This is a genomic window from Pseudomonas algeriensis (assembly GCF_048847255.1).
In the GTDB taxonomy this organism is placed as follows: domain Bacteria; phylum Pseudomonadota; class Gammaproteobacteria; order Pseudomonadales; family Pseudomonadaceae; genus Aquipseudomonas.
In genome coordinates this window covers 1-15,583 of the sequence record NZ_JBKKRK010000014.1, presented here as the reverse complement: position 1 = coordinate 15,583, position 15,583 = coordinate 1, and the positions used below count along the sequence as shown (strand labels likewise).

Here is a 15,583-nt window from a genome sequence, read left to right as displayed (position 1 = left end):
GTTTGGCACAAATGCCTTGTCGGCCCCGGCTGGGTCGACAGCGCGCGTCGGCTCCGTGGCGGGTAATGATTTGAGCCGTTCCTCATCCGGCGTATGCTGCTGCGGCATTTATCCTTTGAGGAAGCCGAGATGCTAAAGATTTGGGGCCGGAAGAACTCATCGAATGTTCGAAAGGCGTTGTGGTGTGCCGAGGAACTGGGACTGGCCTACGAGGCCATCGATGCCGGCGGGGCCTTCGGTGTGGTGGATACGCCGCAGTACCGCGCCAAGAACCCCAACGGTCGGGTTCCGATGCTGGAAGACGAAGGCTTCGTGCTCTGGGAGTCGAATACCATCGTTCGGTACCTGGCCGCCCGTCATGCATCGGGTTCGGCTTGGTACCCCGACGATGTCCAGGCCCGGGCCAAGGCAGAGAAGTGGATGGACTGGACCACGTCCAGCTTCGCGGCCCCGTTTCGCACGGTATTCTGGGGCGTCCTGCGCACCCCGCCCGAGCAGCAGGACTGGGTTGCCATCAAGGCGGCGATCAAGGAGTGCGACGACCTGCTGGCGATGGTCGACCAGGCCCTGGCCGAACAGCCTTACCTTGGCGGTGATGAAATCGGCATGGGCGACATTCCCCTCGGCAGTTTCATTTATGCCTGGTTCGAGATGCCCATCGAGCGCGCCGCGCTGCCGAACCTCCAAGCCTGGTATGCACGGCTCAGGCAGCGTCCGGCCTATCAGAAAGCTGTCATGACCGCGTTGACTTAATAGTTACTATCGACACACTTCACTGTACTTGTGCGGCGACGCCACGCACCATTGCCTTCGTGCGCCATGGTTGCATTGCTCGCCGTGCGCCCTTATCTAGTGTTCTTCTTCCCCCTTCTTGGTGCGTAATCCGATATGAGTTCCGCTCTGTCCATACGGCAGTTAACCAAAACCTACGGCAACGGTTTCCAGGCCCTGAGTGGTATCGATCTGGACGTCGCCGAAGGTGATTTCTTCGCCTTGCTTGGCCCGAACGGGGCAGGCAAATCCACGACCATCGGCATTCTTTCCACTCTGGTGAACAAGACCGGCGGCACGGTCAATGTCTTCGGCCACGATCTGGACCGCGCGCCCGCCGCGCTCAAGCGCTGCATCGGCGTGGTGCCTCAGGAATTCAATTTCAACCAGTTCGAAAAGACCTTCGACATCGTCGTGACCCAGGCCGGCTACTACGGCATCCCGCCGAAGATTGCCAACGAGCGCGCCGAACAGTACCTGACCCAACTGGGCTTGTGGGACAAGCGCGACGTGCCGTCCCGTTCGTTGTCCGGTGGCATGAAGCGACGTTTGATGATTGCGCGCGCGCTGGTGCATGAACCGCGCCTGCTGATCCTCGATGAACCGACCGCGGGCGTGGACATCGAGCTGCGCCGTTCGATGTGGACCTTCCTGACCGAGCTGAACCAGAAAGGCATCACCATTATCCTCACGACGCATTATCTGGAAGAAGCCGAGCAGCTGTGCCGCAATATCGGCATCATCGACCACGGTACTATCGTCGAGAACACAAGCATGCGGCAGTTGCTGAGCCAATTGCACGTGGAAACCTTTTTGCTGGATCTCAAGCATGACTTGAGCGTCACCCCTCAGCTCGTAGGCTATCCGGCCCGGCTGCTGGACGGCCACACCCTGGAAGTCCAGGTCGACAAATCCGTCGGCATTACCGGGCTGTTCACCCAGCTGGCCCTGCAAAACATCGAAGTGCTGAGCCTGCGCAACAAGACCAATCGCCTTGAGGAGTTGTTCGTGTCCCTGGTGGAAAAAAACCTGGCGAAGGTGGCGGTATGAGTTCGGAACTGCGCCCCAACCTGATCGCCCTCAATACGATCGTTTATCGCGAAGTCCGACGCTTCATGCGGATCTGGCCGCAGACCTTGCTGCCCCCGGCCATCACGATGGTTTTGTACTTTGTGATCTTCGGTAACCTGATCGGCCGGCAGATCGGCGACATGGGCGGCTTTACGTACATGGACTACATCGTGCCGGGGCTGATCATGATGTCGGTGATCACCAACTCCTACGGCAACGTCGTGTCGAGTTTCTTCGGCAGCAAATTCCAGCGTTCGATCGAAGAACTGATGGTCTCACCGGTTTCGCCCCATACGATCCTGATCGGGTTTGCCTTGGGCGGTGTGTTGCGAGGATTGGCGGTGGGCCTGATCGTGACCCTGCTGTCGCTGTTCTTCACCGACCTGCAGGTGCATCACCTGGGCGTGACGATCCTGGTGGTGGTGCTGACGGCTACGATCTTTTCGCTGCTGGGTTTCATCAATGCCGTGTTTGCGCGCAACTTCGACGACATCTCCATCATCCCGACCTTCGTACTCACGCCGCTGACCTACCTGGGTGGGGTGTTCTATTCGATCTCCTTGCTGCCCCCGTTCTGGCAGACCGTATCGCTGGCCAACCCGGTGTTGCATATGGTCAACGCGTTTCGCTACGGGATCCTTGGGGTGTCGGACATTCGCATCAGTATCGCGATCACCTTCATGCTGGTGGCGACCGTGGTGCTTTACGTGGGGTGCGCGCGGTTGCTGGTGAGTGGGCGGGGAATGCGTACCTGAGATTGTCTTGGGTTCTTCGTTTTTTTGGGGTGCGTGAATACACATACCCCAAAATCATCACATCCGACTCCGCTTGCGCCGCCTCCATTGTCTGGTAACCCACCAGCGCCAGTACGCCATCGTCACGAAGTATGCCAGCGCCCCAAGCACCAACCCAGTCACCACCGAACCCAACAGAAACGGCTGCCACAACGTCGCCAGCTGGTGGGTGATCCACTCCCAGGTCAATTCGTCCGGCAACGTCCGGGCTGGCACATCCATCAGCCAGGCGCCGGTTTGATAAGTGCAGAAGAACACCGCCGGCATGGTGATGGGGTTGGTCAGCCAGACCAGGCTCACGGCAATCGGAATGTTGCCGCGAACCGTGATGGCCAGCGCCGCGGCCAGCAGCATTTGCAGGGGAATAGGCAAGAAAGCGGCGAACAGGCCGACGGCCATCGCCCGGGCGACCGAATGGCGATTGAGGTGCCAAAGGTTGGGGTCGTGCAGCAGCGTACCGAGAAAGCGTAAGGATTTGTGTTCCCGAATGCTCGCTGGGTCAGGCATGTAACGTTTGAATAGGCGCCGGGGCATAAGGCTTCTCGGTCGGATCACAGCAGTCAGGCCGCAAGTATGTCCGGATTCTACGACTGACAGATTCAGACTTTGTGACAATTGATAACGCGCAGGGTGCCATCGAGCGTCTAAGCCTGGAGAGGGAACTCTCAAGGATGGGCTTATGCGCACGGCAATGGTCGCGCTTGCACTGGGGCTGCTGGCCCCGATTTTTCTACCGGCCTTGCCGCCGTCCTGGTTGATTGCAGCCATGACTGTGGCGGCGTTGTTGGTGTTGCCGACGCGTACGTACTGGGCAGGCTTGTTCTTCATCGGGCTGGCCTGGGCCTGTTTTTGCGCACAGCTCGCATTGGACGATCGGTTGTCCGTCGCGCTGGAGGGTGAGACTCGCTGGGTCGAGGGGCGGGTCGTCGGTTTGCCGCAACAGGGTGATGGCGTCGTGCGTTTCGAGCTCGCCGATGCGCATTCCCGGCGTACGCGTTTGCCGGCGTCGATGCGCCTGGCCTGGTATGGCGGGCCGCTGGTCAGTAGTGGAGAGACGTGGCGCCTGGCGGTGAAACTCAAGCGACCCGCGGGGTTGCTCAATCCCCATGGCTTCGACTATGAGGCCTGGCTGTTGAGCAGGGGGATCGGTGCGACCGGCACCGTCAAGGATGGTTCGCTGCTACAGCCGGCCAAGGGCGCCTGGCGCGATGGGGTGCGCCAGGCACTGGCAAAGGTCGATGCCCAGGGCCGTTCCGGTGCGCTGCTGGCGTTGATCCTCGGCGACGGCGCCGGGTTGAGCCGCGAAGAATGGCGGGTGCTGCAAGACACCGGCACCGTCCATCTGCTGGTGATTTCCGGGCAGCATATTGGCCTGCTTGCCGGCCTGGTCTATCTGCTGGTGGCGGGCGCGGCGCGTTATGGCGTCTGGCCGGCGCGTTTGCGGTGGTTGCCCTGGGCGTGCGCCCTGGCATTTGCCGCGGCCCTGGGGTACGGCCTGCTCGCCGGGTTCGATGTGCCGGTGCGACGGGCCTGCGCAATGATTGGCCTGGTGCTGTTGTGGCGCTTGCGTTTCCGCCAGGCTCAACCCTGGTGGGCCTGGATGGCGGCGTTCGTCGGGGTGCTGGTGCTGGATCCGCTGGCCAGCCTGCGGCCAGGCTTCTGGTTGTCGTTCGCTGCGGTGGCGATATTGATGTTCACTGTTGGCGGTCGCCTGGGGCCGTGGCGCTGGTGGCAGACGTGGACCCGCGCCCAGTGGTTCATTGCCCTGGGGCTGTGCCCGCTGTTATTGATCCTGGGACTGCCGGTCAGCCTCAGCGGTCCTTTGATCAACCTGCTGGCGGTACCCTGGATCAGCCTGTTGGTGTTGCCCTCGGCACTGCTTGGCACGGCGTTGCTGCCGATCCCCTTCGTCGGTGAAAGCCTGCTCTGGATCGCCGGCGGGCTGCTCGATCTGCTGTTCAATGGGCTCGGCTTGGCTGCCGGGCAGGTGCCGGCCTGGGTGCCTCTCGCCATACCGCTGTGGGCGTGGTGCATTGCAGCGACCGGTGCTCTGCTGTTGTTGCTGCCCGAGGGCGTGCCCCTACGCCTCCTCGGATGGCCGATGTTGTTGCTGATGGTTTTTCCTCCCAGGGACGAAGTGCCTCCGGGCCAAGCGGAAGTCTGGCAATTGGACGTCGGCCAGGGATTGGCGATCCTGGTGCGCACCCATCGGCATACCTTGCTTTACGACGCAGGGCCGCGCTTTGGCGAGGCGGATTCAGGCGAGCGCGTGGTCGTGCCGACCTTGCACAAGCTTGGTGTGGAAAAGATCGACCTTCTGTTGCTTAGCCACGCCGATGCCGATCACGCCGGCGGAGCCCAGGCCGTGCGCAACCGATTGCCAACGACTCGGGTCATCAGCGGTGATCCGCAAGCGCTGCCCGGGGATTTGCAGGCGGGTTCATGCGATAGCGGCGAGAGCTGGGCATGGGACGGGGTCAGGTTCGAGCTCTGGCGCTGGGATTCAGCTGTCGAAAGCAATCAGAAATCCTGTGTCTTGCTGGTCATGGCGGGCGAGGAGCGACTGCTGTTGACCGGCGACATCGATACCCACGCCGAGCGCGCCTTGCTCGAAGGTCCCTTGGCGGGACCGATCCAATGGCTGGCGGCACCGCACCATGGCAGCCGCAGCTCATCGTCGATGGCGCTGCTGGCACGGCTCAAACCTCATTCGGTGTTGATATCCAGGGGGCGGAGCAACGCGTTCGGCCATCCGCACCCCTGGGTGATCGAGCGATACAGGAGGTTGGGCCTGTCGATTTTCGACAGCGCCGAGCAGGGCGCCATTCGTCTGCAACTGGGCGCCTTCGCGCCAGCGCGCACCCAGGCAGGTGTTCGGCGTTACTGGCGTGACCGGCTGGCCGCGGGGGCTTGGACAGAACATTGACCCAGCTCGTCAGTCATGGTCGTGTTGTCGGCGGCACGGGTCTGCACCGCGCGTCTGTATGATAAAGTGGCGCACTTTTTCGAGGGGGCAGTCACTGTGTGGGAATTGGTCAAATCCGGCGGCTGGATGATGTTGCCGATCATTCTGAGTTCCATCGCGGCATTGGGAATCGTTGCCGAACGCCTGTGGACCCTGCGGGTCAGCCGCGTGACCCCGGAGCATCTGCTCGGGCAGGTCTGGGTCTGGATCAAGGACAAGCAGTTGAACAAGGACAAGCTCAAGGAGTTGCGTGCCAGTTCGCCGCTGGGCGAAATCCTTGCGGCGGGCCTGGCGAACTCCAAGCATGGCCGCGAGATCATGAAGGAGTGCATCGAAGAGGCGGCTGCCCGGGTCATCCATGAGCTGGAGCGCTACCTCAATGCCTTGGGAACCATTGCCGCCATGGCCCCGTTGCTGGGATTGCTGGGCACGGTGCTGGGCATGATCGATATTTTCAGTGCATTTACCGGGACCGGCATGACCACCAATGCATCGGTGCTGGCCGGTGGCATTTCCAAGGCGTTGATCACCACCGCAGCCGGTTTGATGGTGGGAATCCCCTCGGTATTCTTCCATCGTTTCCTGCAACGTCGCGTCGATGAGTTGGTGGTGGGCATGGAGCAGGAAGCTATCAAGTTGGTCGAGGTGGTGCAGGGCGACCGCGATGTGGACCTGGCCGGGGGGAAGAAGTGAAATTCCGCCGCAAACCACGGGAAAACATCGAGATCAATCTCGCGTCGCTGATCGACGTGGTATTCATCCTGCTGCTGTTTTTCGTCGTGACCACCACGTTTACCCGGGAGACCCAGCTCAAGGTCGAATTGCCGCAGGCCGTCAGTGGCTCGCCGGCCGAAGACCAGCAACTGAAGAACCTGGAGGTCACCATCAGCGCCGAAGGGACGTTCTCGGTCAACAACAATCTGTTGCCCAAAAGTGACCTGGCGAGCCTGATCGAGGCCCTGCAGAGGGAGTCCGGCGGCGATACCAGCCTGCCGCTCTCCATCAGCGCCGACGGCAAGACGCCTCATCAATCGGTCATCACCGCCATGGACGCCGCCGGCAAGCTCGGCTTCAGCCATCTGCGCATGACCACCGTCGAGGCGGCGCCCGCACCCTGATGGCCATGTCCGATCGATTGCTTGCCGCCTGGTATGAAGGGCATCCCGCCCTCGCGCTACTGCGGCCACTTGAATGGCTGTACCGACGCGTCGTGGTCGGCAAACGCGAGCGTTTCCTGGCAGGCGAGGGTGAGGTTTACCAGCCGCCCGTGCCGCTGATCGTGGTTGGCAATATCACCGTTGGCGGCACTGGCAAGACGCCGCTGATTCTGTGGATGATCGAACATTGCCGGCGCAGTGGCCTGCGGGTCGGCGTGGTCAGCCGGGGCTACGGCGCCAAGCCGCCGCAAGTGCCCTGGCGGGTCGCGGCGGACCAGGGCGCCGACATCGCGGGCGACGAGCCGCTGCTGATCGTCCAGCGCACCGGCGTGCCATTGATGATCGATCCCGATCGCAGCCGCGCTGTCCGGGCTTTGTTGGAAACCGAGCCGCTGGATCTGATCCTGTCCGACGATGGCATGCAGCATTATCGCCTGGCGCGGGACCTTGAACTGGTATTGATCGACAATGCCCGGGGCCTGGGCAACCGGCGTTGCCTGCCTGCCGGTCCGCTGCGCGAGCCGGCCGAGCGCCTGCAATCGGTCGACGCCGTACTGTTCAACGGCGCCAGCGCTGATCGCGAGGACGGCTTCGCCTTCCAGCTCCAACCCACCCTGCTGGTCAACCTGGCCAGCGGCGAACGGCGCCCCCTCGATCATTTTCCACCCGGCCAGGCCCTGCACGCCGTGGCCGGCATCGGCAATCCGCAGCGTTTCTTCACGACCCTTGAAACGCTACACTGGCGGCCAATACCGCACGGGTTTGCCGATCACGCCGAATACAGTGCCCAGGCGTTGAATTTTACGCCGTCCCTGCCGGTGGTCATGACGGAAAAGGACGCGGTCAAGTGCCGTGCCTTCGCCGCGCCCGACTGGTGGTACCTGGCGGTGGACGCAGCACCTTCGCCGGCCTTCGCGGCCTGGTTCGATACGCAGCTGATGCGCCTGTTGCCGGATCGGCTCTTGCCTTAAACGTTTTTCCAGGGGATTTTTCATGGACACCAAACTGCTCGATATCCTGGCTTGCCCGGTCTGCAAAGGCCCGCTCAAGCTCAGCGCCGACAAGACCGAGCTGATCAGCAAGGGCGCCGGCCTGGCCTATCCGATTCGCGACGGCATCCCGGTGATGCTCGAGAGCGAAGCCCGCACCCTGACCACCGATGAGCGCCTGGATAAATGACCACAGCCTTTACCGTCGTCATTCCGTCGCGCTTCGCCTCGACGCGCCTGCCTGGCAAGCCGTTGTTGTTGATCGCCGGCAAGCCGATGATCCAGCATGTCTGGGAACAGGCCAGCAAGAGCAGCGCCCAGCGCGTAGTGGTCGCGACGGACGATGCGCGCATCGTTGAGGCGTGCGAGGGCTTTGGCGCCGAGGTGGTGATGACGCGCGAGGACCACAACTCTGGTACTGATCGCCTGGCGGAAGTGGCCGCGAAGCTCGGGCTGGCGCCCGATGCCATCGTCGTCAACGTGCAGGGCGACGAGCCATTGATACCGCCAAGTGTCATCGACCAGGTGGCCGCGAACCTGGCGGCCCATCCCGAGGCGCGCATGGCCACCCTGGCCGAGCCGATCGAGGACGTGCCGACGCTGTTCAACCCCAATGTGGTCAAAGTGGTCAGCGACCTCAACGGCCTCGCGCTCACGTTCAGTCGCGCCACCTTGCCCTGGGCCCGGGAGGCCTTCGCGCAGAGTCGCGACGTGCTGCCCGACGGTGTGCCGTACCGCCGCCATATCGGCATCTATGCCTACCGTGCCGGTTTCCTCCAGGACTTCGTCGCGTGGGGGCCGTGCTGGCTGGAAAATACTGAGGCCCTGGAGCAACTGCGCGCATTGTGGCATGGCGTGCGGATCCACGTCGCCGATGCCTTGATCGCGCCTCCGACCGGGGTGGATACCCCCGAAGACCTTGAGCGCGTTCGTCGCCTGCTGGAGGCTTGATGCGGGTTCTGTTCGTCTGTCTTGGCAATATCTGCCGGTCGCCCACAGCCGAAGGTATCTTGCGCCACAAATTGCGCGAAGCCGGGCTGCAAGAGCAGGTGGAAGTCGCTTCCGCCGGCACCGGCGACTGGCATGTCGGTAAAGCGCCGGACAAACGCAGCATGGCCGCGGCCCTGCGTCGCGGCTACGATTTATCGGCCCAGCGAGCCCGGCAGGTGACCCGCGCCGATTTCGCCACCTATGACCTGATCCTGGCGATGGACAGCAGCAACCTGCGCAACCTCAAGGTCTTGCAACCGGCCAATGCCCGAGCAGAGCTGGACCTTTTCCTGCGTCGCTACGAAGCCGAACTCGATGACGTGCCTGACCCTTACTACGACGGTGAGCAAGGTTTCGAGCAGGTGCTGGATCTGATCGAGCGCGCCACGGATCGTCTGGTGATCGAATTGAAGGGGCGGTTATGACCTTGCAAGTCCAGACGGGCGTCAGCCTCAAGCCGTACAACAGCTTCGGCGTGGATGTCGGCGCCCGGCTGTTCGCCGAAGCCCACAGCGATACGGATGTTCGGGAAGCCTTGGCCTATGCCGCCGGCCACGACGTGCCGCTGCTGGTCATTGGCGGCGGCAGCAACCTGTTGCTGACCGGCGACATCAACGCGCTCGTGTTACGCATGGCCAGCCGGGGGATTCGCTTGCTCGTCGATGACGGCGAGCGGGTGGTGATCGAGGCCGAGGCCGGGGAGCCGTGGCATCCGTTTGTCCAGCACACGCTGGCGCAAGGTTGGTCGGGCCTGGAAAACCTCAGCCTGATTCCCGGTACGGTGGGGGCGGCGCCGATGCAGAACATCGGTGCCTACGGTGTGGAAATAAAGGATGTTTTCGCCGGCCTCACCGCGTTGGATCGCTACACCGGCGAGCTGCGCGATTTCACCGTCGACGAATGCGCCTTCGCCTACCGCGACAGCCTGTTCAAGCAGCAGCCGGACCGCTGGTTGATCCTGCGGGTGCGCTTTGCCCTCAGCCGTATCGCGCATTTGCACCTGGAATACGGCCCGGTGCGCCAGCGCTTGACCGAACAAGGCATCGACCAGGCGACGCCTGCCGATGTCAGCCGGGCGATCTGCAGCATCCGCAGCGAGAAACTCCCAGACCCCGCCGTACTCGGCAACGCCGGGAGTTTTTTCAAGAATCCATTGGTGCCGGCCGCTCACGTGGCATATCTCAAGGCCCAATACCCCGACCTGGTGGCTTATCCACAGGCTGGTGGGCTGATGAAAATCGCCGCCGGCTGGCTGATCGAGCGGGCCGGTTGGAAAGGGTTCCGCGAAGGCGACGCCGGAGTGCATAAGTTGCAGGCGCTGGTGTTGGTCAACTATGGCAATGCCACGGGGCTGGAGCTGCTGGATCTGGCTCGACGGATTCAGAAAGACATCGCCGAGCGTTTCCAGGTCGAGTTGGAAATGGAACCTAATCGGTATTGATAGCCCTCGCAATCGCGTCAGGAAAAACGCCCTGCACCGCCCGCACAATGTGATTTGTGCAGGATTGTGCAGGGCGTTTTGCGTGTTCCTGGGTTAATTTAACTGGCTGATGATGCGAGCATTCGCGTCCCAAGGCCCGGTGCAGACGCTTGCTTGCGTATGCGCAACGAAGAGCCCGATTAGCCTGAGCCAATCTGCGATACCGAACCGATTACCCAACGGCAGATGGCTCGACCCTCATAACTCGATAACGATGCGGGCGTGCCCATGATTACCCTGAAACTCAATGGAAAAGATCACTCACTGGATGTGACCGAGGACATGCCTCTGCTATGGGCGATCCGAGACGTGGCCGGCTATAACGGCACCAAGTTCGGCTGCGGCATGGGCCTGTGCGGCGCCTGCACCATCCACATCGACGGCGCCCCGGCGCGCAGTTGCATCACGCCGATCGGCTCAGTGAAAGGCCAGAACATCAGCACCATCGACGCGCTTCACGTCGATCCGGTCGGGCAGGTCGTGCAGAAGGCCTGGCTGGATACCGCCGTCGCCCAATGCGGCTATTGCCAGGGCGGGCAAATCATGTCCGCCACGGCGTTGCTCAAGACCAATCCCAACCCCAGCGACGAGCAGATCGAAGAAGCCATGGCTGGCAACATCTGCCGCTGCGGTACGTATAACCGGATCAAGACCGCGATCCGCCAGGCTTCCACTCACTTGAAGGAGGCCAAGGCATGAGCCGCTTGCCCGCTGATTTCGCGCTGAGCAACCTCAGCCGTCGTGGATTTCTCAAGGGCGCCAGCGCCACCGGCGTGCTGGTCCTGGCCGCCACTTGGGGCCTGCCGGATGCCTTTGCCGAAGAGAAGAAGTTCGGCGCTGAGGGCATGCCCCATGGCGCGGTCGATGATCCGAAGGTGTACGTCAGTATCGCCGCCGACGGCAGCGTGACAGTGATCTGCAACCGTTCGGAAATGGGCCAGGGCGTGCGTACCAGCCTGAGCATGGTAGTAGCCGACGAACTGGATGCCGACTGGGCACTCGTCAAGGTCCAGCAGGCGCCGGCGGACGAGGCGCGTTTCGGCAACCAGGACACCGACGGTTCACGCAGCATGCGTCACTGGTACGAGCCGATGCGTCGTTGCGGTGCCGCGGCCCGGACCATGCTCGAACTCGCCGCCGCTGCGCAGTGGAAGGTGCCGGCGCAAGAATGCCGTGCACAGCTGCACAAAGTGGTGCATCAACCTTCAGGGCGCGAGTTGGGTTATGGCGAGCTGGCTGCCGCCGCCAGTGCCTTGCCGGTACCGGCTCGCGACAGCCTACGCCTCAAGCAGCCCTCGGAGTTCCGCTACATCGGCAAGCCAGCGAGCCGCGCCATTGATGGCGCAGACATCGTCAACGGTCGTGCGGTCTTTGGCGCCGATGTGCATTTCGACGGAATGCTCTACGCCGTCGTGGCCCGTCCGCCGGTCTATGGCGGCAAGGTCAAGTCCGTGAATAGCAGCGCAGCGCTGAAAGTACCTGGTGTGGTCAAAGTGCTGCAGATCGAAGGGCGCCCGTTGCCTTCCGAGTTCCAACCCCTGGGCGGCGTCGCTGTGGTGGCGAAGAACACTTGGGCGGCGATCAAGGGCCGCGATGCACTGAAGATCCAGTGGGACGATGGCCCGAACGCTGGTTATGACTCCATTGCCTACCGCAAGGAACTGGAAGCGGCCGCCCTCAAGCCCGGAAAAGTCCTGCGCAGCACCGGCGATCTCGACGGTGCGCTGACCCAGGCTGATTCAACTCTTGACGCGTCGTATTACCTGCCGCACCTGTCCCAGTCGCCCATGGAACCGATGGTGGCCGTCGCCCGGTTCAAGGACGGTCAATGCGAGGCCTGGGCACCCAGCCAGGCACCGCAGGTGACCCGTGAACGCGTGGCCGAGCGCCTGGGCATTCCTTTCGAAAAGGTCACGGTGAACATCACGCTGCTGGGCGGCGGTTTCGGACGCAAGTCGAAACCCGACTTCGTCGTCGAAGCGGCTGTCCTCGCCAAGGAATTTCCCGGCCAGGCCGTACGGGTGCAATGGACCCGCGAGGACGATATCCATCACTCGTATTTCCATACGGTATCGGCTGAATACCTGAAGGCCGGCCTGGACAAGAACGGCATGCCCTCCGCTTGGCTGCACCGCACCGTGGCCCCGACCATCACCGCGCTGTTCGCGCCCGGCATGACCCATGAAGCACCATTCGAAGTGGGCATGGGCGTGACGAACATGGCCTACGCCATTCCCAACATGCGCCTGGAAAACCCCGAGGCGGTGGCCCATACCCGGGTTGGCTGGTACCGCTCGGTCTCGAACATTCCCCATGGCTTCGCGATCCAGAGTTTCATTGACGAACTGGCCCACAAGGCCGGCCAGGATCCGCTGAAATACCACCTCAAGTTGCTGGGCCCGGACCGCAAGATCGATCCGAATTCCCTGAATGACGGTTGGAACTACGGCGAATCCCCCGAGCGTTATCCCATCGACACGGCGCGGATCCGTACCGTGCTGGAAACCGCCTCGAAGGCCGCCGGTTGGGGACGTGAGCTACCCAAGGGGCGGGGATTGGGATTGGCGGTGCACTACAGCTTCGTCACTTATGTGGCAGCGGCGATCGAAGTCGAGGTCAAGGACGATGGCACGGTGATCGTGCACAAGGCGGACATCGCCGTGGACTGCGGCCCGCAGATCAACCCTGAGCGCATCCGCTCGCAGTTCGAAGGCGCCTGCGTCATGGGCCTGGGCAATGCGATGGTCGGCGAGATCAGCTTCAAGGATGGCAAGGTGCAGCAGGACAATTTCCATATGTACGAAGTGGCGCGAATGTCCCTGGCGCCCAGGGAAGTGGCGGTGCATCTGGTCACTCCGCCGGGCGAGGTGCCGTTGGGCGGTGTTGGCGAACCGGGCGTGCCGCCCATTGCGCCGGCCTTGTGCAACGCGATTTTCGCTGCCACTGGCAAGCGTATCCGCAATCTGCCCGTGCGTTATCAGCTGCAAGGCTGGCAACAGGCCAAAGCCTGATGGACAGCGTTGACCTGAACGTATTGCGCAGCGTCCTGGAATGGCGCCGCGCTGGGCAGCGGGTGGTGTTGTTCACCGTGGTTCAGACCTGGGGCACCGCGCCCAGACCCCCGGGGGCCATGTTGGCCCTGCGCGAGGACGGCGTGGTGATCGGTTCGGTATCGGGCGGTTGTGTCGAGGATGACCTGATCGCCCGGCTGCACGACGGCCGTATTCCCGAGGACGGTCCGCCGGTGCAACTCATCACCTACGGCGTCACCCGTGAAGAGGCGGCGCGCTTCGGCCTGCCGTGTGGCGGTACGTTGCGCCTGACCGAAGAGCGGGTCGGCGATCCTGCCTGGGTCGCCGAATTGCTTGAGCGATGCGAGGCCCATGAAATCGTCGCCCGGGAGCTGACGATCGCCAGTGGCAATGTGACTCTGGCGCCGGCGAGCAAAACCGACGCCCTGATGTTCGATGGGCAGCTGTTGCGAGCCATTTATGGCCCACGTTGGCGGTTGCTGCTGATCGGTGCTGGGCAACTGTCCCGTTACGTGGCGGAAATGGCCCGATTGCTGGATTTCGAGGTACTGATCTGCGATCCGCGCAAGGAGTTTGTCTACGGTTGGGAAGAACAGCATGGCCGCTTCGTTACCGGCATGCCCGACGAAGCGGTTCTGGACATCCAGACCGACGAACGTACGGCGATCGTGGCCCTGACCCATGATCCGCGCCTGGACGACATGGCACTGCTCACCGCCCTGGATTCCAAGGCCTTTTACGTCGGCGCCCTGGGCTCGCGGGTCAACAGCCAGAAGCGCCGAGATAACCTGGCTCAGCTAGGCTTGTCCGCAGAGGCGATCGGACGCTTGCATGGACCAATCGGCCTGCACATTGGCAGCCACACGCCGGCGGAGATCGCTTTGTCGCTGTTGGCTGAAATCGTGGCCATCAAAAATGGAGTGGAACTGCGGCAGAAAAAAACGTTGTAGGCCGTGGACGAGGAGGGCGTATGGAAAAGTCGATTGGCGTGATCATCCTGGCGGCGGGATCGGGCAGTCGCTTTCGTCAGGTAGCCGGCGCGGACAAGGATAAGTTGCTGGCCGACTGCACGGGGCGTGACGGCGCCGTCAGATCGGTTATCGAGCATGTGTTGGTCAACCTGCCGGCATCCTTGGAACGGCGCGTTCTGGTGGTGAACAACGACCGGCCGCAAGCCATTCGCATGGCCCAGGCCTATGGCTGCGATATCGTGGAACTGAACTCCCCCGGCCTGGGGGATAGCATTGCCGCGGGTGTCCAGGCCTGCCCGGATGCCGATGGCTGGCTGATTATGCTGGGCGATATGCCTTTCATCCTGCCGTCGAGCATCGAGCAAGTGGCCGCGGTAATTAGCGAGGAGGGCATCAGCGTGCCGGTCCTCACCGGTGAGTACGGACACCCGGTGGGATTTGGTCGTGGGTTCGGGCCGAAACTGATGGCACTGACCGGGGATTTTGGTGCCAAGGCGCTGTTTACCGGAGCGCAAGTGCTTGAGGTTCCGGTGGACGACCCTGGCGTAACCTGGGATGTCGATGTGCCAGAGGCGCTGGCCTTCAAATAAACCGTCGACGATGGACCATGACTGGTGTCGGCTGCACATCCTTTCTGGGAGCTTAGTGGATATAAATCCTGTGCCTGGCCCGAATCCCCTGTGGGAGCGAGCCTGCTCGCGATAGCCGTCTGGCATCCACCATGGTTGCAAGCTGAGCTGGCGCCATCGCGAGCAGGCTCGCTCCCACATTGGATCTTCAGTGGATATAAATCCTGAGGCCGGCCCGAATCCCCTGTGGGAGCGAGCCTGCTCGCGATAGCCGTCTGGCATCCACCATGGGTGCAAGCTGAGCCGGCGCCATCGCGAGCAGGCTCGCTCCCACATTGGATCTTCAGTGGATATAAGTCCTGAAGCCGGCCCGAATCCCCTGTGGGAGCGAGCTTGCTCGCGATAGCGGTCTGCCATTCACCCTGGTTGCAAGCTGAGCCGGCGCCATCGCGAGCAGGCTCGCTCCCACATTGTGGATCTTCAGTGGATATGAATCCTGAAGCCGGCCCGAATCCCCTGTGGGAGCGAGCCTGCTCGCGATAGCCGTCTGGCATCCACCATGGGTGCAAGCTGAGCCGGCGCCATCGCAAGCAGGGATGTGTTTGTATATCTGCGTGCATGAAAAAGCCCCGCCTGGCATCACCAGGCGGGGCTTTTTTACTGGGCGTGTCTCGTCCTGAATAAGGTTTACACCTTCTGACCTATCCTCAGGAGGAACCAATGGAATCAGGAAAAAGGCGCAGTCAGCGTGATTACACGCTGGGCTTTAAATTGGCGGTCGTCGATCAAGTTGA

At 62.3% G+C, this 15,583-nt stretch carries 16 protein-coding genes; 15 read left to right on the top strand and 1 reads right to left on the bottom strand.

Annotation, left to right across the window (positions count from 1 at the left end; genetic code table 11):
- Positions 1 to 129: 129 nt before the first annotated feature.
- The 3 genes from ACLK1G_RS19405 (at position 130) to ACLK1G_RS19395 (ending at position 2,597) form a co-directional block, all read left to right on the top strand.
- Positions 130 to 753 carry a glutathione S-transferase family protein gene (locus ACLK1G_RS19405; RefSeq protein ID WP_420766900.1) on the top strand — a complete coding sequence of 208 codons (624 nt, stop codon included), beginning with the start codon at positions 130 to 132 and terminating at the stop codon, positions 751 to 753.
- A 135-nt stretch (positions 754 to 888) separates the two neighbouring features.
- Positions 889 to 1,821: an ABC transporter ATP-binding protein gene (locus ACLK1G_RS19400; protein WP_420766899.1), complete on the top strand. Its 933-nt coding sequence runs from the start codon at positions 889 to 891 to the stop codon at positions 1,819 to 1,821.
- Positions 1,818 to 2,597, top strand: a complete 780-nt coding sequence (locus ACLK1G_RS19395) for an ABC transporter permease (protein WP_420766898.1) — start codon at positions 1,818 to 1,820, stop codon at positions 2,595 to 2,597. The genes ACLK1G_RS19400 and ACLK1G_RS19395 overlap by 4 nt, the downstream gene beginning before the upstream one ends.
- Positions 2,598 to 2,654: 57 nt before the next feature.
- On the opposite strand, the gene ACLK1G_RS19390 is transcribed toward ACLK1G_RS19395, so the two are convergent.
- Entirely contained in the window at positions 2,655 to 3,170 is a 516-nt protein-coding gene (locus ACLK1G_RS19390) for a DUF2062 domain-containing protein (RefSeq protein WP_420766897.1), read from the bottom strand.
- Between the two features lie 145 nt (positions 3,171 to 3,315).
- Here ACLK1G_RS19390 and ACLK1G_RS19385 point away from each other — a divergent pair, with 145 nt between their 5' ends.
- The 12 genes from ACLK1G_RS19385 to ACLK1G_RS19330 all read left to right on the top strand — a co-directional run bounded on the left by ACLK1G_RS19385 (position 3,316) and on the right by ACLK1G_RS19330 (position 14,810).
- On the top strand, positions 3,316 to 5,562 hold the full coding sequence (locus ACLK1G_RS19385; protein WP_420766896.1) for a DNA internalization-related competence protein ComEC/Rec2: 2,247 nt from the start codon (positions 3,316 to 3,318) through the stop codon (positions 5,560 to 5,562).
- A gap of 96 nt (positions 5,563 to 5,658) precedes the next feature.
- Positions 5,659 to 6,294 carry a MotA/TolQ/ExbB proton channel family protein gene (locus ACLK1G_RS19380; protein WP_420766996.1) on the top strand — a complete coding sequence of 212 codons (636 nt, stop codon included), beginning with the start codon at positions 5,659 to 5,661 and terminating at the stop codon, positions 6,292 to 6,294.
- On the top strand, positions 6,291 to 6,719 hold the full coding sequence (locus tag ACLK1G_RS19375) for an ExbD/TolR family protein (RefSeq protein WP_420766895.1): 429 nt from the start codon (positions 6,291 to 6,293) through the stop codon (positions 6,717 to 6,719). Before ACLK1G_RS19380 ends, ACLK1G_RS19375 begins: the two co-directional genes overlap by 4 nt.
- A complete protein-coding gene (gene lpxK, locus ACLK1G_RS19370) occupies positions 6,719 to 7,729 on the top strand; it encodes a tetraacyldisaccharide 4'-kinase (RefSeq protein WP_420766894.1) in 1,011 nt (336 codons plus the stop codon). The genes ACLK1G_RS19375 and lpxK overlap by 1 nt, the downstream gene beginning before the upstream one ends.
- 22 nt (positions 7,730 to 7,751) lie before the next feature.
- Positions 7,752 to 7,937 (top strand): Trm112 family protein, encoded by a 186-nt coding sequence (locus ACLK1G_RS19365; RefSeq protein WP_003179363.1) that lies wholly within the window; start codon positions 7,752 to 7,754, stop codon positions 7,935 to 7,937.
- The gene (gene kdsB / locus ACLK1G_RS19360) at positions 7,934 to 8,698 is read left to right on the top strand and encodes a 3-deoxy-manno-octulosonate cytidylyltransferase (RefSeq protein ID WP_420766893.1); all 765 of its coding nucleotides are present in this window, start codon (positions 7,934 to 7,936) and stop codon (positions 8,696 to 8,698) included. Before ACLK1G_RS19365 ends, kdsB begins: the two co-directional genes overlap by 4 nt.
- A complete protein-coding gene (locus tag ACLK1G_RS19355) occupies positions 8,698 to 9,162 on the top strand; it encodes a low molecular weight protein-tyrosine-phosphatase (protein ID WP_420766892.1) in 465 nt (154 codons plus the stop codon). The genes kdsB and ACLK1G_RS19355 overlap by 1 nt, the downstream gene beginning before the upstream one ends.
- Positions 9,159 to 10,178, top strand: coding sequence for a UDP-N-acetylmuramate dehydrogenase (gene murB, locus ACLK1G_RS19350; RefSeq protein ID WP_420766891.1), 1,020 nt, complete (start codon positions 9,159 to 9,161; stop codon positions 10,176 to 10,178). The genes ACLK1G_RS19355 and murB overlap by 4 nt, the downstream gene beginning before the upstream one ends.
- Before the next feature lie 267 nt (positions 10,179 to 10,445).
- On the top strand, positions 10,446 to 10,916 hold the full coding sequence (locus ACLK1G_RS19345; RefSeq protein WP_420766995.1) for a (2Fe-2S)-binding protein: 471 nt from the start codon (positions 10,446 to 10,448) through the stop codon (positions 10,914 to 10,916).
- Positions 10,913 to 13,228 carry a xanthine dehydrogenase family protein molybdopterin-binding subunit gene (locus ACLK1G_RS19340; protein WP_420766890.1) on the top strand — a complete coding sequence of 772 codons (2,316 nt, stop codon included), beginning with the start codon at positions 10,913 to 10,915 and terminating at the stop codon, positions 13,226 to 13,228. Before ACLK1G_RS19345 ends, ACLK1G_RS19340 begins: the two co-directional genes overlap by 4 nt.
- Entirely contained in the window at positions 13,228 to 14,199 is a 972-nt protein-coding gene (locus ACLK1G_RS19335) for an XdhC family protein (RefSeq protein WP_420766889.1), read from the top strand. Before ACLK1G_RS19340 ends, ACLK1G_RS19335 begins: the two co-directional genes overlap by 1 nt.
- 20 nt (positions 14,200 to 14,219) lie before the next feature.
- The gene (locus ACLK1G_RS19330; protein ID WP_420766888.1) at positions 14,220 to 14,810 is read left to right on the top strand and encodes a nucleotidyltransferase family protein; all 591 of its coding nucleotides are present in this window, start codon (positions 14,220 to 14,222) and stop codon (positions 14,808 to 14,810) included.
- The last annotated feature ends 773 nt before the right edge of the window (positions 14,811 to 15,583 follow it).

Coding starts and splice junctions, on each gene's coding strand:
- ACLK1G_RS19405 (WP_420766900.1), top strand. CDS start 130: ATGCTAAAGATTTGGGGCCGGAAGAACTCATCGAATGTTCGAAAGGCG.
- ACLK1G_RS19335 (WP_420766889.1), top strand. CDS start 13,228: ATGGACAGCGTTGACCTGAACGTATTGCGCAGCGTCCTGGAATGGCGC.
- murB (WP_420766891.1), top strand. CDS start 9,159: ATGACCTTGCAAGTCCAGACGGGCGTCAGCCTCAAGCCGTACAACAGC.
- ACLK1G_RS19330 (WP_420766888.1), top strand. CDS start 14,220: ATGGAAAAGTCGATTGGCGTGATCATCCTGGCGGCGGGATCGGGCAGT.
- ACLK1G_RS19365 (WP_003179363.1), top strand. CDS start 7,752: ATGGACACCAAACTGCTCGATATCCTGGCTTGCCCGGTCTGCAAAGGC.
- ACLK1G_RS19345 (WP_420766995.1), top strand. CDS start 10,446: ATGATTACCCTGAAACTCAATGGAAAAGATCACTCACTGGATGTGACC.
- ACLK1G_RS19340 (WP_420766890.1), top strand. CDS start 10,913: ATGAGCCGCTTGCCCGCTGATTTCGCGCTGAGCAACCTCAGCCGTCGT.
- ACLK1G_RS19385 (WP_420766896.1), top strand. CDS start 3,316: ATGCGCACGGCAATGGTCGCGCTTGCACTGGGGCTGCTGGCCCCGATT.
- kdsB (WP_420766893.1), top strand. CDS start 7,934: ATGACCACAGCCTTTACCGTCGTCATTCCGTCGCGCTTCGCCTCGACG.
- ACLK1G_RS19355 (WP_420766892.1), top strand. CDS start 8,698: ATGCGGGTTCTGTTCGTCTGTCTTGGCAATATCTGCCGGTCGCCCACA.
- ACLK1G_RS19390 (WP_420766897.1), bottom strand. CDS start 3,170: ATGCCCCGGCGCCTATTCAAACGTTACATGCCTGACCCAGCGAGCATT.
- lpxK (WP_420766894.1), top strand. CDS start 6,719: ATGGCCATGTCCGATCGATTGCTTGCCGCCTGGTATGAAGGGCATCCC.
- ACLK1G_RS19395 (WP_420766898.1), top strand. CDS start 1,818: ATGAGTTCGGAACTGCGCCCCAACCTGATCGCCCTCAATACGATCGTT.
- ACLK1G_RS19400 (WP_420766899.1), top strand. CDS start 889: ATGAGTTCCGCTCTGTCCATACGGCAGTTAACCAAAACCTACGGCAAC.